Origin of the sequence: Weissella thailandensis (assembly GCF_001932615.1) — a bacterium.
In the GTDB taxonomy this organism is placed as follows: domain Bacteria; phylum Bacillota; class Bacilli; order Lactobacillales; family Lactobacillaceae; genus Weissella; species Weissella thailandensis.
The window spans coordinates 1,873,766-1,895,951 of sequence record NZ_CP014332.1; the positions used below are offsets into that span (position 1 = coordinate 1,873,766).

General features: G+C 40.3%; 16 protein-coding genes and 2 tRNA genes. 2 read left to right on the forward strand and 16 right to left on the reverse strand.

What is annotated here, in order from left to right; genetic code table 11:
- Positions 1 to 270: 270 nt before the first annotated feature.
- The 4 genes from FOL01_RS09360 to FOL01_RS09375 all read right to left on the reverse strand — a co-directional run bounded on the left by FOL01_RS09360 (position 271) and on the right by FOL01_RS09375 (position 5,905).
- On the reverse strand, positions 271 to 2,058 hold the full coding sequence (locus FOL01_RS09360) for an ABC transporter ATP-binding protein (protein ID WP_075270375.1): 1,788 nt from the start codon (positions 2,056 to 2,058) through the stop codon (positions 271 to 273).
- Positions 2,048 to 3,775 carry an ABC transporter ATP-binding protein gene (locus FOL01_RS09365; protein ID WP_075270376.1) on the reverse strand — a complete coding sequence of 576 codons (1,728 nt, stop codon included), beginning with the start codon at positions 3,773 to 3,775 and terminating at the stop codon, positions 2,048 to 2,050. Before FOL01_RS09365 ends, FOL01_RS09360 begins: the two co-directional genes overlap by 11 nt.
- Positions 3,776 to 3,939: 164 nt before the next feature.
- The gene (gene hflX / locus FOL01_RS09370; RefSeq protein ID WP_237342629.1) at positions 3,940 to 5,256 is read right to left on the reverse strand and encodes a GTPase HflX; all 1,317 of its coding nucleotides are present in this window, start codon (positions 5,254 to 5,256) and stop codon (positions 3,940 to 3,942) included.
- Positions 5,234 to 5,905: a histidine phosphatase family protein gene (locus tag FOL01_RS09375; protein ID WP_075270377.1), complete on the reverse strand. Its 672-nt coding sequence runs from the start codon at positions 5,903 to 5,905 to the stop codon at positions 5,234 to 5,236. Before FOL01_RS09375 ends, hflX begins: the two co-directional genes overlap by 23 nt.
- Positions 5,906 to 6,116: 211 nt before the next feature.
- Between FOL01_RS09375 and FOL01_RS09380 the strand changes: the two genes are divergently transcribed.
- A tRNA-Glu gene (locus tag FOL01_RS09380) sits at positions 6,117 to 6,188 on the forward strand.
- 35 nt (positions 6,189 to 6,223) lie between these two features.
- Positions 6,224 to 6,295 (forward strand) — tRNA-Glu (locus FOL01_RS09385).
- Positions 6,296 to 6,453: 158 nt separating this feature from the next.
- Here the strand turns inward: FOL01_RS09385 and FOL01_RS09390 are convergent.
- From FOL01_RS09390 to FOL01_RS09445, 12 genes are all read right to left on the reverse strand, one after another.
- Complete coding sequence (locus FOL01_RS09390) at positions 6,454 to 7,284, reverse strand: exodeoxyribonuclease III (RefSeq protein WP_075270378.1); 831 nt, start codon at positions 7,282 to 7,284, stop codon at positions 6,454 to 6,456.
- A 105-nt stretch (positions 7,285 to 7,389) separates the two neighbouring features.
- Positions 7,390 to 10,083: a bifunctional acetaldehyde-CoA/alcohol dehydrogenase gene (gene adhE / locus FOL01_RS09395; protein WP_075270379.1), complete on the reverse strand. Its 2,694-nt coding sequence runs from the start codon at positions 10,081 to 10,083 to the stop codon at positions 7,390 to 7,392.
- Between the two features lie 374 nt (positions 10,084 to 10,457).
- Positions 10,458 to 12,374: a copper-translocating P-type ATPase gene (locus FOL01_RS09400; RefSeq protein WP_075270380.1), complete on the reverse strand. Its 1,917-nt coding sequence runs from the start codon at positions 12,372 to 12,374 to the stop codon at positions 10,458 to 10,460.
- 8 nt (positions 12,375 to 12,382) lie between these two features.
- The gene (locus FOL01_RS09405; protein WP_075270381.1) at positions 12,383 to 12,652 is read right to left on the reverse strand and encodes a cupredoxin domain-containing protein; all 270 of its coding nucleotides are present in this window, start codon (positions 12,650 to 12,652) and stop codon (positions 12,383 to 12,385) included.
- 26 nt (positions 12,653 to 12,678) lie between these two features.
- The gene (locus tag FOL01_RS09410; RefSeq protein ID WP_075270382.1) at positions 12,679 to 13,050 is read right to left on the reverse strand and encodes a cupredoxin domain-containing protein; all 372 of its coding nucleotides are present in this window, start codon (positions 13,048 to 13,050) and stop codon (positions 12,679 to 12,681) included.
- A 13-nt stretch (positions 13,051 to 13,063) separates the two neighbouring features.
- Positions 13,064 to 13,516 carry a CopY/TcrY family copper transport repressor gene (locus FOL01_RS09415; RefSeq protein ID WP_075270383.1) on the reverse strand — a complete coding sequence of 151 codons (453 nt, stop codon included), beginning with the start codon at positions 13,514 to 13,516 and terminating at the stop codon, positions 13,064 to 13,066.
- A gap of 217 nt (positions 13,517 to 13,733) precedes the next feature.
- The gene (locus FOL01_RS09420; protein ID WP_075270384.1) at positions 13,734 to 15,629 is read right to left on the reverse strand and encodes a M13 family metallopeptidase; all 1,896 of its coding nucleotides are present in this window, start codon (positions 15,627 to 15,629) and stop codon (positions 13,734 to 13,736) included.
- A gap of 166 nt (positions 15,630 to 15,795) precedes the next feature.
- Positions 15,796 to 16,521 carry a DUF4811 domain-containing protein gene (locus FOL01_RS09425; RefSeq protein ID WP_075270385.1) on the reverse strand — a complete coding sequence of 242 codons (726 nt, stop codon included), beginning with the start codon at positions 16,519 to 16,521 and terminating at the stop codon, positions 15,796 to 15,798.
- 122 nt (positions 16,522 to 16,643) lie between these two features.
- Positions 16,644 to 19,103: a phosphoketolase family protein gene (locus FOL01_RS09430; protein WP_075270386.1), complete on the reverse strand. Its 2,460-nt coding sequence runs from the start codon at positions 19,101 to 19,103 to the stop codon at positions 16,644 to 16,646.
- A gap of 149 nt (positions 19,104 to 19,252) precedes the next feature.
- Complete coding sequence (locus tag FOL01_RS09435) at positions 19,253 to 19,984, reverse strand: GntR family transcriptional regulator (protein ID WP_075270387.1); 732 nt, start codon at positions 19,982 to 19,984, stop codon at positions 19,253 to 19,255.
- Between the two features lie 79 nt (positions 19,985 to 20,063).
- Positions 20,064 to 21,440, reverse strand: a complete 1,377-nt coding sequence (locus FOL01_RS09440; protein WP_075270644.1) for a DHA2 family efflux MFS transporter permease subunit — start codon at positions 21,438 to 21,440, stop codon at positions 20,064 to 20,066.
- A 68-nt stretch (positions 21,441 to 21,508) separates the two neighbouring features.
- On the reverse strand, positions 21,509 to 22,177 hold the full coding sequence (locus FOL01_RS09445; protein WP_075270388.1) for an HD domain-containing protein: 669 nt from the start codon (positions 22,175 to 22,177) through the stop codon (positions 21,509 to 21,511).
- Between the last annotated feature and the right edge of the window lie 9 nt (positions 22,178 to 22,186).

A 22,186-nucleotide genomic window follows, 5' to 3' on the forward strand; every position in this document is an offset into this window, starting at 1 on the left:
AAGAAAGAAACCGAGACACAAGATGTTGTCTCGGTTTCTTTTTGCATAATATTTATTAATTGTAATTTAGTACATTTCATATCCGCATATCACATAATAAAAAACCTGTCACCGATCAACAAATCAGTAACAGGTTTAGCAATTAAAATTGTTTTAATGAACTAAATTTATTTTAAATTTATGTGAATTCATCATGGTCGTAATTCGTTTCACAAGACGAATGCGACACTAAAATGTTTTAATCTAATCATTTTCTAGAACATTGTCCGACTAATCAAAGTCCATTTGATTCTTATACAATTCAGCATAAAAGCCATTTTGTGCTAATAGTGTCTCATGGTTACCCTGCTCGATAATCCGACCGTCCTTCAACACAACAATCTTGTCAGCATTCAAAATCGTTTTCAAACGATGGGCAATAACAAAACTTGTCCGACCAGCAATGACATTATCCATCGCCCGTTGAATTTTTTCTTCGGTCACTGTATCCACGTTAGAAGTTGCTTCATCTAAAATCAACAAATCCGGTTGCGTCAAAATCGTACGGGCAATTGACAATAGCTGCTTTTGTCCCGTAGAGAACACTGAATTTTCATCAGAAACTTCTGTCTCATAACCATTTTCAAGGGTCATGATGAAGTCATGAATATTTGCTTGCTTGGCAGCATCAATGACTTCTTCATCCGTCGCATCAGTTTTTCCAAAGACGATATTATCACGCACTGTTCCCGTAAATAATACTGACTCTTGCAAAACAATTCCGACATTATCACGTAATGATTTAATATTCATATCACGAACATCAATGCCATCAAATAAGACCGCACCTGATGTCACATCATAAAAACGATTCAATAAATTCATGACCGTTGTTTTACCTGATCCGGTTGGACCAACTAGCGCAACCATCTCGCCCTTTTCAACATCAATATCAATGCCATGGATAATTTCACGTTCCTCATTGTAGCCAAAATGAACATCTTGTAACTGGATATTGTTTTTCACGCCATCAAATTGTACGCCGTCCTCAGGATTGACTTCTTCATCTTGGTCAAAGATAACATTCAAACGATGAACACCAGTCATCGCTTGTTGCATCATATTATATAATGAAGTAATTTGCGAAATGGGTTGAAAGTATTGTTGTGAGAATGAAACGAAAGTGACGATCAAACCTAAGCCAGCCGCACGTGAAGCTACATCCCCAGTTAACGCTAACTTGGCACCGAAGAAAATAACAATCGCCAAATTAAACAATCCTAGTCCCTGCATAATCGGATTAAGCACACCGGACCAAGCTTGTGAACGGACCATAGCTCGGCGAACTTTTTCATTATGTTCAACAAAGCCATTAATGGAATCTTCCTGTAGACCATTCGTAATAATCACTTTTTCACCATTAATTTGCTCATTAATGTAACCATTCAAGTGACCCACTTCAGCTTGTTGGATATCAACATATTTCTTCGCTTGAATCATAATGACAATCCCAACAATGATAACAAGTGGCGTTGTGGCCATCGTGGCCATCGCCATTTTAGGACTCTCATTAAACATCATCCAGATAACACCAATAAACATCACGACTTGTTGCAAAATTTGGAACAAGGCATTATTCATCGCATTAAAAATGTTATCCAAATCTGATGTAAAACGAGATAAAATCTCACCATCCTGATGGTTATCAAAATAACGTACGGTCATCCGTTGCAGTTTGGCAAACAAGCCGGTACGCATATCATTTACTGATTTAGGTGCCACAATAGCTTGTAGCAAACCATTCAGGAACAAGGCAATCAAAATCATTAAAGTAAACAGACCAAACAGCAATAACGCTTGGTGAAAATCACTTAAACTGGCTTGGCTTTTGGTTACCGGGTTAAGATAAGTCATCAAATACTTTGACAGCTCAGTGATTGAACGACCCATATAAACAGGTGCTTTAACTTGCAACCAAGTCGCTAAAATCGTTAATACAACAATAAAGAACAGCGCTACTTTAAAATGTTTCAAGTAATGGGCAAAGAATTTTGCAGACTCTTTAACATTATTCTTCATTATTCTTTGCCTCCTTTGCTTTTTGCGTTGCATAGATTTCTTGATAAACCGGTGAAGTCTGCATCAATTCTGAATGTGGTCCATAAGCGACCATTTCACCATTATCCAAAACCAAAATATTATCCGCATTAATCACTGAAGAAACTTTTTCTGCAATAATAAACGTCGTCGTATCACTTAATTTCTCATCCAATGCTTGCTTGACTAACTTTTCAGACCGTGCATCCAGTGCTGACGTTGAATCATCTAGAATCAATATCTTGGGTTGGCCAATCACACCACGGGCAATTGACAAACGTTGTTTTTGACCACCAGAAAAATTAGCTGAGCGTTCCTCAACAACATGTTCATATTGATCATCATATTGCTCCACAAATTCTGATGCTTGTGCAATATTGGCCGCACTTTTCATATCTGTCAATTGTGCAGTAGACATTCCTTGGCGCAAATTATCAGCAATTGTTCCAGAGAACAATGTCGCTTTTTGTAGTACAAAAGAAACGGTCTCACGTAAGGAATGTTCATTAACATGTTTCAAATCGACGCCACCGACCTTCACCGTTCCGGCGCTCGGATCATAAATACGTGGAATCAACTGTGCCAAGGTTGATTTACCAGAACCCGTGGCACCCACAATTCCAATCATTTCACCAGGCGCTGTTTTAAAGCTAATATGCTTTAGCGTTGGTTGATCGTCATCTTGATAAGTAAATGACACATCATCAAATTCAACGCGGCCATCTAAGTTTTGTTCGTTGTCGTTATCATAAGTAAAGGTTGGCTCAGTATCCATAATTGATTGAATACGACCCATCGATACAAACCCACGGGTTGCAAATGACATCATCATTCCACCAACAATAATAGCGTTCATAATAATCATAATATAATTGGTAAACCCGGTGATTTGCGCCAATAACTCTGGTTGCGTATTTACCATATTACCAACTGAGTAAATCGCAACAACCATTAGGCCTTGGCCAACAAACATAAAGGCTGGCATAATCAATGCAAAAAAGTAACCAATTTGAATGTTAACATCACGCAATTCATTCGAGACATTTGTGAAGCGCTGTTCTTCATTCGCTTCTTGATTGAATGATTTAACAACCCGCATCCCTTGCAGATTCTCTTTCGCCTTAGCATTAACTTTGTCCATCAACCATTGGATTTTTCCAAAACGTTTTCCCAAATTCTTAACAACAAAGTACGAAATACCGCCGACCAGAATGACCATCAAAATGATGATCCACCATAGTTGCGGAATTGATCGTACGGCTAAAATAAAGCCACCAATAAATAAGATTGGCATACGCATCAATGGCTGTAATACAAGCATTAATACGTTTTGAATTTGAGTCACATCATTCGTTAGTCGAACAACTAAGTTTCCAACTGAAAATTTTTCAATATTTGAAAATGAAAATGTTTGAATTTTACGATAGGCACTTTCACGGACATCTGCTGAAATCCCCTGTGATGCCCGAGCGGCAAAAATCGTATTCAAAATACCAGCAGCCAGTCCAATGATTGCTAGTACCAACAATTGCGCCCCAATCTTATTCACTTTCTCCATATTGTCATCTGTAATTGCTTGTACAATATTACTGAGTAATGTTGGTTGTAACAGCATCGCCACTGATGCAATAGCAACCATCAAAATAGCAACTGTCAAATCAAGTTTATAGCGCCCGATAAAAGGCTTGAGCAACTTCATTTGCTTTCCTCCCATTAACCTTATGTTTTATCCGCTTAGTACGCCATTGTATCACTTTTGCGCTGACAATTGTCAACCAACTTCACAAAGCGACAAAAATCGTTTTGAACCATAATAAAAAAAGGTTGAGACGTTTTCGTCCCAACCTTTTTGGATCTACAATTTTACTTTTTCACTTCATATTCTGAAAAACGAGCAGCTTGAATTGGTGTCAATGTCACTGTCAAAATCGTACCAGTTTCATCATAGTCTAACTCGTGCACCGCTGCCTGCTCATTCAATTCATTAACAACTTGTCCTTCATCAAATGGGACATGTAGTGTTAGCGTCACGTAATCAAAGAAAACATGTTCTTTGATCACATCTACCAATAAGTCTTGTGAGGCATCATCAGTTGCAGATAATATCAGCGTATCAGCTTCACGCTCAGGGTATGTTTGCTCAGGTATTTTGTCAGCCTTATTGTATACCGTAATCATTGGGACATCCCCAACACCGATTTCTTTTAGCGTTGCAGCCGTTGTCGCCATCATCTCTTGATAATGCGGATCTGAATAATCAACAACTTGCACTAGTAAATCAGCATCCGCTGCTTCGGCTAACGTTGCACGGAATGCTGCTACTAACCCATGCGGTAACTTCGAAACAAACCCAACGGTATCAGATAATAAGAAGTTCTGCTTGTCTGGCAATTGGATTTTGCGGACCGAAGTCTCTAAAGTTGCAAACAACATATCTGCTTGAAAAACCGTCTTATCTGGATTGTCACCGAAACGTTCAAGTAACCCATTCATAATAGTAGACTTACCGGCGTTAGTATAACCAACCAAGGCAACATTACGAATACTCTGTTTGGTTCGGTATGCGCGGCGCGTCTCATCGTCGGCCTCAATATTAGCCAATTCAGCTTGCAATAATGATATCTGATGTTGAATATGCCGACGATTAGTTTCCATTTTTGTTTCACCAGCACCACGACTCGTGAAACTACCACCGCCACCACCAGTTTGCTGATCAAGGCGCACATTCATCGATGTCCGCAAACGAGGCAGTTGATATTTTAATTGCGCAATTGCCACTTGTAACTTCGCCACTTTGGTCTTTGCTCGTGAAGCAAAAATATCTAAGATCAATGCGGTACGATCCATGATATCAGCAGATGTGCCGGCTTCTAAATTACGAAGCTGTGAAGGTGACAATTCATCATTAGTCACCACCATATCAGCGTCATAGTATGTCAAAGCTTCCTTTAATTCGACCACTTTACCCTTACCAAAATAGGTTGAGGCATTGGGCTTTTCTAACTTTTGAACAATCTGACCGACAACAGTCATATTATTAGCCGCAGCTAAATTAGCTAATTCAGTCATCTCATAATCAAAATTTTCATTTTGTTGATCGAGACCAGCCAAAATCACCTGACGAGTCGGTTGCTGTTCGTTTTCTATCATATTATTCTTACCATCTTGTTGTTGTGTCATTATATACCTTCAGTTTCAAATCATCATCGGTTACTTCCCAAACCGTAATCGATCCATTTAACGGTTTTTCAGCAGCTAATTCATGTGATGCATAATGGTCAACCAAATTACGAATCAATGTGCCGTGTGAAACAAGTAAAACATTTTGACCATCGCGCGTATTTCGACGTAGCATTTCTAATCCCTTGTTAAGACGGGCCCAAAATGTTTGCGCATCTTCAGCATCATCAGTTGGGTCAGCTATATGCATCGCATCCATGACTTCATCTTGACTCAGATTTGCCATAATATCACTGTATGTATCAATATCCTTCAAACCGTTTTTTTCTGCAATTAATTGTGAACTTTTCGCACTTGGCAATCCTTCAAAAAAACCGAAAAATTGTTCACGAAATTGTTGTAGTTGCTCTGGCTCTGTTAAATCGCCACTTTGCTTGTTACGTGACAGGACGAACTCCGCTGTCTGAATCGCACGTTGTAAGTCAGAAGAATAGGCAGCATCAAAACGAATATTCTCTAGGCGGTCACCAGCAGCGTATCCATCTGCAATTCCCTTATCGGTTAGTGGTGCATTACTCCATCCTTGCATACGTTCGTAATGATTAAAAATTGTCTGTCCGTGACGTACAAGATATAAATTGAATGACATTGTTCTGACTCCTCTTCACTGTTCACATTTTATTTTGTAAGCTATCAATTAATATTGTAACATTAAGTCCTCTATTCCTCATTAACTTAACGACCACACTTGATTTAAAAAAATGCAAATAATACACAATATTTATTAAACAATCATATTGACAGAAAGCTTGTTTCACTGTATAGTTAATTATTGTTGTTAAGACAAGGATGATAGCATTGGCCCAATGGTCAAGTGGTTAAGACGTCGCGTTCTCAGCGCGGAATCCAGGGTCCGACTCCCTGTTGGGCTATTTTATTAGATAGCTTTGCTACAATTTATCATCATGGCCCAATGGTCAAGTGGTCAAGACGTCGCGTTCTCAGCGCGGAATCCAGGGTTCGACTCCCTGTTGGGCTATATATTAGAGATCACACCTAGTGATTACACGTTAAAAGGTTGGGACATTAAAAATGTTCCAACTTTTTTTGCGCTAAAAATGTCTTGCATATAAAAAACTAGCGGCCTGACATGACTTTATTTTGGTCATCTCAGTTCGCTAGTTTTTATTTTTATTATTACAAACTAAAGCCATCAGCCATTTCTAACTTGATTGGGGCGTGATCCTGCCGAGCACCTGTATCAATCACTGACAATTCACTGATTTGGTCAGCTAACCGGTTAGAAGTTAAATAGTAATCAATCCGCCAACCAGAGTTATTAATCTTTGATGTTTTTGAAATTTGTGCCCACCAAGTATAGACGCCTGTCTGATCAGGATGAAGATAACGGAATGTATCTGTGAAACCAGCGTCTAGTAACCGACTGAAATGCGTCCGTTCCTCATCAGTAAAACCAGCCTTCTTATGGTTAGACTTTGGGTTCTTTAAATCAATTTCTTGATGAGCAACGTTAAAGTCACCCGAAAAAATAACTGGCTTTTTAGCATCTAGCGTCTGGATATAGGCGCGATAAGCATCATCCCAGGCCTGCCGGTCGCCTAAACGTGCTAACCCACTACCAGAGTTTGGTGTGTACACAGTTGATACATAATTATTTTCAAACTCCAGAGTAATGACCCGTCCTTCAATGTCCATTTCACCAGGTGCACCAATCACTGGCATATCAACACTGAGTGGTTCATGGCGTGTCAACATCATGGTTCCTGAATAGCCTGAACGTCCAGTACTCATCCGTAAATACCGGTAGTAATTTGGAAATAATTCATCCAAGGCTGTTTCCTGCTTTTTAGTCAATCCAGTTGCTTTTAGTTTGGTTTCTTGAATCGCCAGCACATCAGGACGTTCTAAGGCAATGTTTTGCAACACTTCCCAGGTCATTTCACCACGTACTGACTTATGCTCAACAGCTGCATTGATACTATCAATATTCCATGATATAAAATTCATTTTGCCACCGTTCCTCTTTGAAAAATCATTTTTCTTCATTATAACAAAAAACAAGCCCAGACTAACGGACTGATTTGTTAGTCTAAGCTTGCTTCATATTACTTATTAAAATTGATCCTTCAACAAATGTTCGATCTCATTCAAACGTGGTTGACGGGGATTTCCTGGTGTCGTTTGATCATTGTAAATCAAGTCCATCAAACCTGAAAGCTCACGATCAAAGTCTTCCTTCTTCACACCATTACCAGAAAGTGTCAGATCCATATTCAACTTTGTAGCCAAATCCTTAATCTTATTGATCAATGCTTGTACCAATTCGGCATCATTCTTACCAGTCAAACCAATGTGACGAGCAATATCAGCATAATCCTTTTGCGCTGTATATGTCTCATAACGTGGGAACGGTGTCCGCTTCACATTACCTGTCACACCATTAAACTTAATAACATGTGTCATCGCAATTGAGATTGCTAATCCGTGAGGCAAACCGAAAGCACCACCAGTCTTGTGGGCAATCGCGTGGTTCAAACCTAAGAAGGCATTTCCAAATGACATACCAGCTAAGGTTGATGCATAATGCATCTTTGAACGAGCAAGTTCACCTTCCTTCGTTGGATTCTTTGCATCGTATTTGTATGATTCTTCTAGATAATCAAAGATTAACTTGATAGCTTGCAAAGCCCATGGACGAGTAAACTCTGAAGACATGACTGAAACATAAGATTCTAAGGCGTGTGACAAAGCATCCATACCTGAATAAGCAACTGTACGGCTAGGCACCGTCATGACAAATTCTGGGTCAACAATTGCAACTTGTGGTGTTAACTCATAGTCGGCCAACGGGTACTTAACATGGCTGTCATCATCAGTAATCACCGCAAATGGTGTTACTTCAGATCCAGTACCAGAAGTTGTTGGAATAGCAACCATCTGCGTTAAGCGTTGGTGCTCAAACTTAACAATACGCTTACGGATATCCATAAACTTTTGTGCTAATTCTTGGAACAACTTCTTTAGTCCTTCATCATCATACAAGATGTCAGGGTTAGTTGCTGAATACTCATATAAGAAGCGGGCAATCTTACCGGCATCAAGGGCTGAACCACCACCTAGAAGTACAACTGTATCTGGCTTAAAGTCTGCCATTTGGCGGGCGATTTCAATTGCTTGTGAGATAGTTGGATCAGGGCTTACTGAACCATAGAATGATGTCTTCACCTGATCTTCACGTAGTGCAAATTGATCCAAAATCTTATCAACAAAACCAAACTTTACCATACCAGGATCGGCCACGATAAAGGCACGGTCAACATCTGGCAATTCTTGCAGATAAGTAATCGCATTCGTTTCGTAGTAAATGTCCTTTGGCAAACGGACCCATTGTGGACGATTACGACGGCGAGCAACTGTCTTAACATTTAACAGATCATAAGTTGATAGATTATGCGACAATGAATTCTTCCCCCAAGTACCAGTTCCAAGTGTTAGTGATGGTCGCAAAGCGTCTGTATAAATGTCCCCGACACCACCAATTGAATCAGGTTGGTTTACTAGGATACGTGATACTTCAACGCGATCGGCATATTCTTTTACAAACGGATCGTCTTGTGCCCCAATTTGAATAGCCGCATTGTGACCAGCCCCCTGGTAGTTCAATAATGCGCGCACAATTTCAACTGCTTCATCACGATCCTGTGCCTTGTAAATTGACAATAATGGACTCAACTTCTCAGATGATAATGGCTCACCAATGCTACGCTTCTCAAGCTCGAATAGTAAGACATCTTTATCTTCTGGCAACTTCAAACCAGCTTGTTCGGCAATCCAACGACCTGAACGTCCAGCAACTGGTCCAGTTACACCATATCCCTCGCCAGTTGGCTTGAAAACAAAGTCAGAAATCTTTTGATAATCTTTCTTTGGTGTTAAGTAAGCCCCTTGCTCTTGCAGCTTCTGTACCATTTCATCATAAATTGATGCATCAATAACAACTGAATTTTCTGATGCACAAATCATTCCGTTATCAAAACGCTTTGATAGTAACAAGTCAGAAACAGCCCGATCAACATTAGCTGTTTTATCAACATAGACTGCACCATTTCCAGCACCAACCCCCATTGATGGATTTCCAGAATGCAATGCTGCGTTGACCATTGATGGACCACCGGTTGCCAAAATTGAAGCAATCTTCGGATTCTTAATCAATGCATTTGTCGCATCAATTGAAGGTGTTTCGATCCATTGAATGAAGTTTTTAGGTGCACCCGCTGCAACCGCTGCGTCATAGACGACCTTAGCCGCATGAACTGAAGAACGTTGTGCTTGTGGGTGAAAGGCAAAGACAATCGTGTTACGAGTCTTTGCTGTTAACATCGACTTAAAAATAGCCGTCGAAGTTGGATTCGTTGTTGGGACGATTCCGGCCAAGATACCAAGTGGTGCCACTAATTCGACCTTTCCACTAACCTTATCTTCTGAAATCACACCAACTGTTTTATCATTTTTAATCGCATTATAAACAGATTCTGATGCAAAACGGTTTTTAGTGTCTTTATCTTCAATAACACCACGTCCCGTTTCATCATAAGCTTCGTGAGCAAGTAGCAAAGCATTTTCAGAACCAGCTAAGGCCATGGCTGCGACAATCTTATCAACTTGCTCTTGCGTGTAAGTTTGAAATTTTTGTAGAGCAACTTCTGCCTGGTCGACTAACTTATTAGTCATTTCTTCAGCAGCTGCATAATGAGCTGCTTTTTCCTCAGGTGTCAGTGTCTTCTTTTTCTTAGTCGTAGTAGTCATTATATCTACCTCTCAAATTGTTTGGATTCGTTAACTTTGCTCAACTTTTAACAATGTTAATTATAGCAAATGCACCCTGTGTGTCAATAGATTAAAACGCATTTTATCAAGCTTTCATCGTAGTTTTCACTATTTTTCACAAACTTTATAAATATCAAAAACGTCGACTTTGCTCATTTATTAACAAATGAAGCGCTTACAAATTTTTGCGTTTTCAAATAGTAAACAAGCCAAATATTTAAAAAAAAATTGGAACAAAATAATTGTTCCAATCTCCTGATTGCTTAAAGCACATTATACACAAATTTGTAATTCTTACACATAAATATGTTCCAGCCAAATGCCAGACATCTTTTGCCTTACTCGCGACTCTATTAGCTAGTCGTCAGTTTTGACTGACCAAGTAGTACTGAACTAATCACAACAGACAACGAACTAAGTGCCATTGCAACACCTGCAATTTCTGGGCTCAAAATAAAGCCAAAACCATAAAATACACCGGCCGCAACTGGAATCCCCAGCACATTGTACACAAAGGCCCAGAAAAGATTTAATTTGATTCTGCTAAATGTCTTTTGACTCAAAGCTAAAGCAGTATCAACATCACGTAAATCATTTTTGACCAATACGATTCCACCAGCATCAATCGCAACATCTGTTCCTGCCCCCATGGCAATACCAACATCTGCCGTAGTCAAAGCTGGGGCATCATTAATACCATCCCCAACAAAGGCAACCGAATAATTTTCCTGTAATTTTTTAATTTCATCGGCCTTTTCTGCTGGCAACACATCGGCGATCACATCATCAATGCCGACTTCGTCAGCAATTGCTTGCGCAACTTGTTGGTTATCACCGGTTAACATAACCGTCTTTAAACCACGCGACTTTAACGCAGTAATGGCTTTTTCAGAGGTCTCTTTGGGTGTATCTTGAATGGCAATCAAGCCAATAACTTGTTGTTGTTGACCAACCAAGACAACGGTCTTGGCTTCTTTTTGCAGTTGCACCATCTGCTGTTGCAGCTGATCATCAATGGTTGCATCTTCTAATAGCCGACTATTACCGACAAAGGCACGTTGGCCATCTACAGAAGCCTGCACGCCTTTTCCGGACAATGCTTGAAAATCGGAAACTGTAGGCACATCAATTTTTTGTGCTTGCGCTTCCTCGTTAATTGCTAACGCCAATGGATGTTCAGAGCTAGCTTCTAATTGCGCAGCCAGTGTCAGGACTTGCTTTTTATCCCCAATAATATCTGTGACCTTAGGCTTACCGACAGTGATAGTACCAGTCTTATCGAACACCACTGTATCCACAGCATTAACTTTTTCAAGTACTTCACCATCTTTAATTAGAATACCCATTTTGGCACCACGACCAGTTCCCACCATTAAGGCGGTTGGAGTCGCTAAACCAAGGGCACATGGACAGGCAATCACGACAACTGAAACAGCAAAAATCAATGAATTTGCAACATCATGGCCAATAAAGACATACCAAATCAAAAAGGTTAAGATGGCAATCATCAACACAACGGGTACGAAAACATCAGACACACGATCCGTTAATTTTTGAATCGGCGCATGACTAGATTGTGCTTTTTTAACTAACGTAACGATTTGGGCTAACATTGTTTGGTCACCCACTTTTTCAGCACGAAAGACAAAAGTCCCGGTCATATTAATGGTCGACCCAATCACATCATCACCAACTTGTCTAGTAACTGGCATGCTTTCACCTGTTACCATCGACTCGTCCACGGTTGACGTTCCCTCAACAATTTTACCATCGACTGCGATTTTCTCTCCGGGACGTACCCGAATCAAATCATCAGCGACCACTTTATCTAATGATAAACGAACAAATTTCCCATCACGCTTCACTTCCGCATCTTTTGCTTGCAGATCCATCAACTTCTCAATCGCTGACGAAGCATTATCACGCATTCTCTCTTCAAGAACTTGTCCAAGCAAAACAAAGGTAATAACAAAGGCAGCACTTTCAAAAAAGACCGCTTTACCGGTAAACATCGCATAAATACTGTAAACATAGGCAGTACCTGTTCCAACAGCAATCAGCGTATCCATATTTGAGTGATGCTTTTGAAAAGACGACCAGGCACTCGACAAAAACGGCCGAGCGGAAATCAACATAATCACTGTCGTTAAGACCAGCATCGTCACTTCACCACCCGGTAGCATCCAATCCGTGAACGGCATGACAATCATGGCAATTAACATTGGCAATGACAGAATTAATGATATCCAAAAACGTGTGGTGATTTTCATATGACCACCTACTTTACAATAACTTTGCCATGGAACATATCCATCCCACAGCTAAAAGCAAATTCGCCAGCCTTCTCTGTATTAATTGTCACTGTTTTCGGTTCATCAATGGGCAAATCTTCTTCAAAACCCAATTCTTTAGAATGAACAACGTCTAAACAACCCTGTGTACTGGTACGAGTAAACGTCACTTCAGCTGGGACACCACGCTTTAAACTAACAACTTCTGGTTCATAACCACCAGCAACCGTTACATCTACTTTTTGTAATTCACTCATTCGTTTTTACCTCCTGGATATAAAACTTATTTAATGATGACTTTGCCGTGGAACATATCCATCCCACAAGCCCATTCATATTCACCTGGTTTATTTGTATCAATCGTGACCGTCTCTTCTTGATTTTGTGGTAAGGCTTGATTGATCCCAAAATCAGGGAAAACAACATGATCCAGACAGCTAGATGGATCAGTCCGCGTAAAATGTAATTTCGCCGGCACACCTTGCTTTAAGACCACTTGCTCAGGTGAATAACCACCCTTAACCAAGATATCGACATCCTGTTGATCTGATGCGACAGCTGCCGTTTCAGTTTTTGCCTCATGCTTACCAAAGAACCACCAAGTAATAAAGCCAATCATCAATATACCAATAATTAATACCATTATTCTTGCCATGCATGACTCCTTTCTAGACCATCATTGGATGATCTTCACAATTTTCACAACTCATTGGTGCAATACAATCACAAGCCACTTTTTCCGGTGCGGTCGTTACTTTTTCTGCCAAAATTTGCTGCAATTCTTGAATGTCAGTTTGGCTCAACGTTGTATCGGCGACTAACTTTGCAATGGCGTGTCCTCTTTTCATCCGACACAAACGATCAAAAGTTTCAGCCGTCATCTGATCCATTGCCTCCTCTTCACCAATCAAAGGTTGATAAATAAACTTTCGCCCAACTTTACGCGTTGTTAAGGCTTCTTTCTTTACCAAACGACGTAACAAAGTTTTGATAGTTGATTCAGTCCAATCCTTTTTACTCTGAATCACTCTAATAATGTCACTGCTACCGGCTTCATGCATTGTCCAAATAACTCGCATTAATTCCCATTCAGCAGTAGACATATCCTGTGCCTGTGCCATAACATCATCTCCTCATTCTCGTTTACATTTGTAACTATATTAAGTATATAATTTTTTGTTTACAACTGTCAACAAATACGCAAAAAGGAGGTCAGGGCTAATTAAATGCCCCAACCTCCTTGTGCTAATCATGTATTAAATTTTATAACACCGATGCGCTTTTCTCTTGGTATCGTATAAACACGTCCCAAAAGTCTGAAGCTTCGATGTAATACGTTTACCAAATCATTGTCCGATCACTTGGTGCCCGATACATCCCATCATTCTCTTTCACATCAAATGTCTTGTAGAAATCATTAAAGTTCGAAACAATGACATTAGTACGCGCTTTATTAGGTGCATGAACATCCACCGCGGCAAAGAACTTCATCAACTCTGGACGAGCCTTCATACGCCAAATCGTCGCCCAGCTCACAAAGAACTCTTTAGCCGAAAAGTCTGCTTCTCGTTTTGCCGCTGCCAACGCCGCAGCAAAGCCACCTAAATCAGCAACGTTTTCAGAAACCGTCAACTTACCGTTCACCTTAGCACCATATGAATCCAACCCGTCAAATTGGTCAATGATTTTTTGTGTCCGTTCCTTAAAGGCCGCAAAATCCTCATCAGTCCACCAATTATTTAGGCTACCATGTTCGTCAAACGATGACCCATTTGTGTCGAACGCGTGTGAAATTTCATGAGCAATCACTGCCCCAATCCCACCATAGTTTGCTGAATCAGATTGATCCAAACTGTAGAATGGTGCTTGTAAAATAGCCGCTGGGAAAACAATTTGGTTTTGCTGTGGATCATAATATGCGTTTACGATATGGGCTGGCATATGCCATTCATCACGATCGACTGGTTGATGCCATTTTGCCCATGTACGTGCAATACTTTGTTGCGTGAACTTTTGCATGGCTTCAAATAATGTTGCACCATCCGCAACCACTTTATCTTGATAATAATCCGGCAACTTTTCGGGATAACCAATATGTGGTTTGATAGCATTCAATTTAACCACTGCTTGATCGCGTGTCGCTTGTTGTAACCAAGTTGTTTGCTGCAAACGCTCTTTATAAACATCAATCATCGTGGCAACTTTATCCTCAACATCAGCCTTTGCCGCTGGTGAGAACTTTTTATGGGCATACCACAAACCTAATGCTTGGTTAAATGGTCCTTCAGCTAGATAATAAGCTGACTTTTGACGATTCTTTGGTTCTGGTATACCAGATAACGCCCGACCATAAGCACCCCCTAGTATCCGGACATCATCTGATAAGTAACCCGTATAGCTGTTAGCAATACTAATAATCAAAGTAGCCCGCAATAATGGCCAAGCCACTTCTGAGAAGAATTGGTCAGCTGCATGCCAGAAACGTTCTTCAGGCACAACGACCATGTCTGGTTCCTCACCAATCATCTCAGTCACAATTTCATTTAGTGGTAACGCTGGTGCCAAAGCAGTGAAGTCTGCCCATTTATAAGGTTTGTATAACTTCACAAACTCTGAAGACTCTTCCTGACTCAACACAACTTTAGCCACACGTGCATCAAATGCAATGGCTTTATCTAGCAAGTCTTTAATTTCACTTTCACTAAAGCCAAACTTAGGCAATAGTTGTTCTTGAGACTCACGCCACTTCTTCAACAACTCTGCCCCTTGTGGATGACCAGGTTCATAATAAGTTGTATCTGGCAAAATCGTGCCTAAGGCATCTGCCCATAAAACATAAGTTTGGGCATCTTTAAAATCAGGTGCAATTCCTAATGGTAAAGCATTAGGCAATCCTTCTTTTTCCAAAGTAGCAATGTTTTGCGCAAAATCTGCAAATGATTTAAATTGTTGATAACGTTTGATAATTGGCAAAACAGGCGCAGTACCGACCTGATTACGTGTTTCCCAATCTGCTGCTAATCGATGATATTTGATAAAGTTGCGTAACACCTTATCATCTGGAACATCTTCACCAGCTAACCACTTATCAGTTGTTGCTAACATTAAATCTTCAATTTCATCAGCTAAGTCAATGAAGCCACCAGTTCGTGACTTATCATTAGGAATCACAGCTTGTGCGACCCAATCTTCATTGATTGCTTCATAAAAATCGTCTTGTTGACGTGTCCCCATATTTTCACCTCAAAATTTCATTTTTCTTATAGAATAAGATACCACAAAGAACAGAGCGTGACAAAAGACGCCTTGCAGCCATTTTAAATATAAAACGGGGTTGGAACACTTATTTCTGTTCCAATCCCGCTTCGTTAAAATTATTAATATTAATTCTTTAAATGACCTATTGTTCTTGTTGCCATTTACTAATTTGATTAACGATATCTACCTTCAACTGCTTCTGTGAATCGCTAGTTACTTTCTTAACGATATCATCTTTCAATTTATTTTGACCGTCCTCATCATCAACAAAGTCTTCGTCCGCTTTAACCTTTTTAGCAACCTGCTTATTGATTTCATCACGAACTTTGTCTGAGATGTCAGATTCATTGTCCTGTACCATCTTTTGTAAATCATCAACCTTGTCCTTAGGCACAACATACCATCCCTCAGGAAGTGTTAACTTATAGGTTGTATCACCTTTTTCAACTGTTTTTTGTCCCAAAAGCAAGAATCGACGCCAGGTTGAATTGGCTTGATAAGTCATCACGGTTGTTTTCAAAGTTGGTTTTTGACCAGCAACCACTTTAGTTTTAGCTTGTTGCGTCAATGTTTGATATGTTTTGTCATTTGTTCGGTATGTATAACGCAAGCGTCCATTACTACCTTTTTCTGTTGTTATTAAATTGAAACCATCAATAGTAACAGCAGGCTGAATTTTTTGTGTCTTTGAGAAAGGAACTTCTGCCATTAAAAAATGCTGTTGTTGTGCACGTTGCACACCCAAACCCATAAAAATAGTCAATAAAAGACCAATCGTAATCGGTACCCATCGTACTTGATGATGCACAACCCCCTGGATAGCTGCATAGGCCAACAGCACAATTCCTAAAACAAATAAGACAATCATTAACTTTCTCCTTAAAAACATATTCAACCATTACAAATTATACCAAAAAAAGCTCATAACCGCCAATGTTTAGCGATTATGAGCTTTTATTTTATCGATTCAGCATTGATCTGAATAGTCGATTACTTGTTTAAAGCAGTCCACTTCCAGTCAGTAAACTCTTCGATATCGCGTCCCTCGTTACGAGTAACATCGAAGTGCTTTGCTAAGATAGCATCCATCTTCTTGTCAAAGGCTTCTGCTTCAGCAGCATCAATTACGCCCTTGTCAGCCAAAACGTTTGCAGCTTCCTTAGCTTGGTGGAAACGATCCAATTCTGAGTATACACGCATATCGTAAGTAGTTGTGATATCACCATCTTCACGGTAACCGTGAACGTGTGCACCTAAGTGTTGACGCTCGTAGAAGATTGACTCAATCAAGTCTTCGAATCCGTGGAAGCCGAACATAACTGGTGTTCCTGACTCACCGAACAATGCAGTAAACTTGTCATCTGACAAGGCACGTTCGTGGTTCATCTTACCATTCTTGTTTAGCAAACGGTGCAATTCAACAACGTTGACATAACGCATCTTAACAGCTGGGAATGCTTCGTTGATCAAGTGCAATGCAGCAAGTACTTCGATTGTTGGCTCAACACCAGCTGATGCAAAGACGATATCAGCATCTTCACCTTCAGCAACAGTTGAAGCCCAGTCAATGACCTTAACACCTTCAGTAGCTAGCTCTTGTGCTTCATCAACTGAGAACCATTGTTGACGTGGTTGCTTTGAAGCAACAATGTGGTTGATCTTGTGACGTTCAGTAAATGCACGACCAAAGACAGCCAACAAAGTGTTACCATCAGCTGGCAAGTATTGACGAATAAAGTCAGCCTTCTTCTCAGCCAAGTGTGACAAAATACCTGGATCTTGGTGAGTGTAACCGTTGTGGTCTTGTTGGAAAGCAGTTGATGTTGAAATCAAGTTCAATGATGGGTAATCATTACGCCATGGTTGTTCTGACGCATGACGCAACCACTTGAAGTGTTGTGTAATCATTGAATCAACAACGCGTAGGAATGACTCGTATGATGCGAACACACCAACACGACCAGTCAATGTGTAAGCTTCTAGCCAACCTTCAGCTTGGTGCTCTGACAATTGCGAATCCAAGATACGTCCTTCGTGAGCTTGGTGTTGATCATTAGGTTCTTTGACTTCTTCCATCCATTGACGGTCAGTAATCTTGAACATCTCCCACAAACGATTTGACATCGTTTCGTCAGGTCCGAAGATACGGAATGACGTTGGGTTCAACTTTGAAACTGCAGCGAAGTAAGTTGATAATAGGTTCATATCCATGTTACGGCCGCCTTCTGGCAATTCCGTTCCACGGTTATCAGCCGTCACTTCGTTAGCAAAGTCCTTCCAATTTGGCAATGTCAAATCAGTAGGCTCATCACCACGGCGACGTCCACCATTAGCAACTGGGTTAGCAGCCATACGCTTGTCACCCTTTGGTGCCATTTCAGCAATTTCTGCCTTCAATGAACCATCAGCGTTAAACAATTCAGTTGGCTTGTATGAATTCAACCATTCTTCGAATTCAGGCAAAGTTTCCAACTTTTGTTGTGCCAAAGGAAGTGGCACTTGGTGGGCACGGAATGAGTTCTCAATTGGCTCACCAGCAGCGTTATGAGTTGGTCCACCCCAACCCTTTGGCAAGCGAGCAATGATAACTGGCCATGCAGCAACTTCACCATCAATGTAGCGACCGTCTTCACGGGCAGCCTTTTGAATAGCATGAATATCTTCAATAGCCTTGTCGAATACATCAGCAGCCAACTCGTGGTATGCCATGTAGTCATGGATATCATCATTTTCAATGAAACGTGGTGAGTATCCCAAGCCTTCGAAGAACTTAGTAATTTCTTCATCACTCATACGTGAGAAGATTGTTGGGTTTGAAATCTTAAATCCGTTCAAGTCCAAAATTGGCAATACAGCACCATCGTTCTTAGGGTTCAAGAACTTGATTGAGTGCCATGCAGTCATTGCAGGACCAGTTTCGACTTCCCCGTCACCAACAACTGTGAAAGCAATTTGGTCAGGGTTGTCCAAAACTGCACCAGTTGCGTGTGATAGTGAGTAACCTAACTCACCACCTTCGTGCAATGAACCTGGTGTTTGTGCAGTCATGTGTGAACCAATTCCACCTGGGAATGAGAAACGCTTAAACAAACGGGCCATACCGTCAACATCTTGAGTGATTTCAGGATAGCTTTCAGTATAAGTACCGTCTAAGTATGAGTTCGTAACCATCACTTGGCCACCGTGACCGGGACCACCAATGTAGAACATGTTCAAATCAAACTTGTTGATCAAACGGTTTGCATGAGCGTATAGGAAAGTTTGTCCTGAGATAGTTCCCCAGTGACCGATAGGCTTAACCTTAACGTCGTCTGCTTGAATTGGTGTGTTAGTTACTGAAAACAATGGGTTGCTCTTCAAAAAGATCATACCTGCTGAAAGGTAGTTGGTAGCACGCCACCAAGCATCAACCTTTTCTAGATATGCTTTTGAATCAAAATCTACTGCCATTTTGATTAAATCTCCTTTTTACTTTTGAGAAAGGTTCCATCGCAGAAGTTATCTTCTGGATTACAACTATTATAATAACAGATTTACAAAAGGGGTACAATAAAAAACTACTAATTGGACCGTCCCAATTTGAGACATTGAAAATTTGATTATTCACCATCTAAACTAACGAAACTGTTATAGCGCATATAGCTATAATGAACGCGCATTTGCCCAACTTCAAAAGGTGTCCCATCATCTAAAAAGTACACACCAGACATTACGCCAACTGGTTCTGTCGGTGCCAAATTCAAATATTGTTGATCTTCGTCACTAGATGGTTCAGCTGTAACTGTCATGAATGATTTGGTAACTGCTTTGTTAGTTGTCTGTTCAGCATATTGAAACATAGAATGTGTCATATCTTCAGCCGTTAACATTGGCAACAATTTCACCGGAATAACCGCATTCTCGATCATAAACACTTTATCTTGCAATGTACGTAAACGTTTAATACGATAAACTTCATCGTCAGGCTCTAAAAACAATGCCTCACGATCTTCATCATTCGCAATTTCTTTTTCAAAAACTAATAGTTTGATTGCTGGCGTTTCACCCTTAAAACGAAAAGAATCAGAAACACCTAAATTTTGTCCCACAGCATTAAACATACCTTGGTTTTTTAAATACAGTGGATTAACAAACGTTCCTGAGCCACGTTTTTTAAAAATAATCCCTTGTTGCACCAAAACATTGAGGGCTCTTTTAATAGAACTTCGCGAAACATCATATGAGATAGCCAAAGACCGCTCATCTGGTAACTTTAAATTTGGGAATTCTTGCGCATTGATACGCCGGTTTAAGTCATTAAGCACTTTCATGTACAGTACTTCTCTAGCCATTTTGAACCTCCTGTTCACTTCAGGCTACTATCATAACATAAAAAGTGGTCCAACCAAAATAGGTCGGACCACTTTCTATTTAGTCATTTTCTTGATGAACATGACGATCTTCATCAATGTATTGCCGATCTCGTAATAATCTCGTTAATAGTAGCGCTGTAACAACCAAACCGGTCGCAATCCAAAAAGCGACATGAATTCCGCTTAAGTCAGCCATCACTTGGGTCTGCCCTGCCTTGACACCAGCAGATGTTAAGCCATATGCCGTAATTAAAGCAGCGGTCCCAAACGATGCCGCAACTTGACGAATAGTTGTATAAACCGCCGAGCCATCAGGTACCATTGCGATTGGCAATGAATTAAAAGCCTCTGTTTGAATTGGCATCGTTACCATGACCAAACCTAATTGGCGAATCAACTGACCAAGGGCTGGTAACCATAACGGTGAATCTAATCGCAAGTTCGCTAAAATAATCGTTCCGACGACAACGATTCCTAACCCAATTGGGGCTAATCGGCGGGCCCCAAACTGATCGTACCATTTACCTGAAGTTGGCGATAGAATTGCTGTAATCAACGCTCCTGGTAGTAGAACTAGTCCAGAAATCAGTGCTGATTCACCACGTACCGTTTGCATATATAAGGGTAGCATCAAGGCACCACCATATAAGGCACACATCAACACGACGTTAATAATTGTCGCAATCGTAAAGTTGTGGTATTTGAACACATTAAAGTTTAGCAACGGATTTTTCGCATGGGTTTGTTGGTAGACAAATAGCATAGTGACTAAGATACCCACCAGCAAAAAGCCCCAAACATTTGGACTTGACCATTGACCATCCCCCGCATTCGAGAAACCATACAACAGACTACCTAGCCCGATACTTGAAAGTAACACGCCTAAGAAATTAAAACGCAAGAACTTTTGTGTACCAATATTTTTTAATAGGAAAAAAGCTAATATTAAATCTAAAAAGATGAATGGCGCAATTCCCCAAAACAACCAGCGCCATGAATGACTTGAAACAATAAATCCAGATAACGTTGGTCCAATCGTCGGTGCAAAATTCAACGCTAACCCGATGATTCCCATCGCTTCACCACGTCGATTAGCCGCAAATATGTTCATTACGACAACATTCATCAAGGGACCAAAAATTCCTGCTCCAGCAGCCTGCACCATTCGTCCCAAAATTAAAACAAAGTAAGTTGGTGCAAAACCAGCAATTAAAGTCCCAATAGCAAAAATCAATAATGCGTTTAGATATAATGTTCGCGTTTTTAATCGCTGAATCAAAAAGGCTGTTAATGGCACCATAATACCATTCACTAACATATACCCATTTGTCATCCACTGACCAAGGGAAGTCGAAATTTTAAAATCCGCCATAACTTGTGGCAACGCTGTATTCATCAACGTTTGATTCAAAAATCCTAGAAAAACTCCCACCATCAATATTAACAGGACGCCACGTTCCTTTTTTGATATTGAATTCACACACTCACTCCCTTCTTATTAGATCAATAATCCTTTTGTTGCCATTCTAATTCAAACTGGGTCACAAAATCATGCATTAGCTGATCTCTTTTTTCGCCAATTCGTTTGCCCTCATTTGTGTTTAAATAATCTTTTAGTAAAAATAATTTTTCATAAAAATGATTCATAAGGGTTTCACCATCTGCCTGACGATACTCAGCTTTTGTCTTCGCCTGCCTTGGTTTGATGTCTGGGTTATACAATTCATGGCCATGAGCAACTCCATATTGAATCACTCGTGCAATGGCAATAGCACCAATCGCATCCAAGCGGTCCGCATCCTGAACAATTTGACCAGCTAATGATAATGGTTCTGGCTTGCCAAATCGTTGCTTACTCCATGACATATTATCAATAATTTTAAAAATTTCTAATTGCTTTTCCTCAGATACACCAATCGTTGTCAGCTTATTAGCCACCCGAGCCTTTGCCTGATCAACGTCATCAAACAATTTATCATCATAAGTATCATGTAGAAGCGCTGCCGCTTGTGCAACAAATGCGTCAGCAGTTGGTTCCGTCGTTAAAATATGCTTTGTCATATTTAGGACGCGCTGAATATGTGTCATATCATGCCCCGTTTGATCTGCAGATAATAGTTGTGTCGTAAAATCTGTCATGACCGCCAACTGATCATCTTCTTGTGAATTCATTTTTATTCC

What these genes read in the sequence shown, in the direction of transcription:
- hflX (WP_237342629.1), bottom strand. Translation starts at nt 5,256, where the DNA reads ATGACACAACAACAAGATGGTAAGAATAATATGATAGAAAACGAACAG.
- FOL01_RS09365 (WP_075270376.1), bottom strand. Translation starts at nt 3,775, where the DNA reads ATGAAGTTGCTCAAGCCTTTTATCGGGCGCTATAAACTTGATTTGACA.
- FOL01_RS09445 (WP_075270388.1), bottom strand. Translation starts at nt 22,177, where the DNA reads ATGAATTCACAAGAAGATGATCAGTTGGCGGTCATGACAGATTTTACG.
- FOL01_RS09400 (WP_075270380.1), bottom strand. Translation starts at nt 12,374, where the DNA reads ATGAAAATCACCACACGTTTTTGGATATCATTAATTCTGTCATTGCCA.
- FOL01_RS09405 (WP_075270381.1), bottom strand. Translation starts at nt 12,652, where the DNA reads ATGAGTGAATTACAAAAAGTAGATGTAACGGTTGCTGGTGGTTATGAA.
- FOL01_RS09360 (WP_075270375.1), bottom strand. Translation starts at nt 2,058, where the DNA reads ATGAAGAATAATGTTAAAGAGTCTGCAAAATTCTTTGCCCATTACTTG.
- FOL01_RS09415 (WP_075270383.1), bottom strand. Translation starts at nt 13,516, where the DNA reads ATGGCACAGGCACAGGATATGTCTACTGCTGAATGGGAATTAATGCGA.
- FOL01_RS09410 (WP_075270382.1), bottom strand. Translation starts at nt 13,050, where the DNA reads ATGGCAAGAATAATGGTATTAATTATTGGTATATTGATGATTGGCTTT.
- FOL01_RS09425 (WP_075270385.1), bottom strand. Translation starts at nt 16,521, where the DNA reads ATGATTGTCTTATTTGTTTTAGGAATTGTGCTGTTGGCCTATGCAGCT.
- FOL01_RS09430 (WP_075270386.1), bottom strand. Translation starts at nt 19,103, where the DNA reads ATGGCAGTAGATTTTGATTCAAAAGCATATCTAGAAAAGGTTGATGCT.
- FOL01_RS09390 (WP_075270378.1), bottom strand. Translation starts at nt 7,284, where the DNA reads ATGAATTTTATATCATGGAATATTGATAGTATCAATGCAGCTGTTGAG.
- FOL01_RS09440 (WP_075270644.1), bottom strand. Translation starts at nt 21,440, where the DNA reads ATGGTGGGAGTTTTTCTAGGATTTTTGAATCAAACGTTGATGAATACA.
- FOL01_RS09435 (WP_075270387.1), bottom strand. Translation starts at nt 19,984, where the DNA reads ATGGCTAGAGAAGTACTGTACATGAAAGTGCTTAATGACTTAAACCGG.
- adhE (WP_075270379.1), bottom strand. Translation starts at nt 10,083, where the DNA reads ATGACTACTACGACTAAGAAAAAGAAGACACTGACACCTGAGGAAAAA.
- FOL01_RS09420 (WP_075270384.1), bottom strand. Translation starts at nt 15,629, where the DNA reads ATGGGGACACGTCAACAAGACGATTTTTATGAAGCAATCAATGAAGAT.
- FOL01_RS09375 (WP_075270377.1), bottom strand. Translation starts at nt 5,905, where the DNA reads ATGTCATTCAATTTATATCTTGTACGTCACGGACAGACAATTTTTAAT.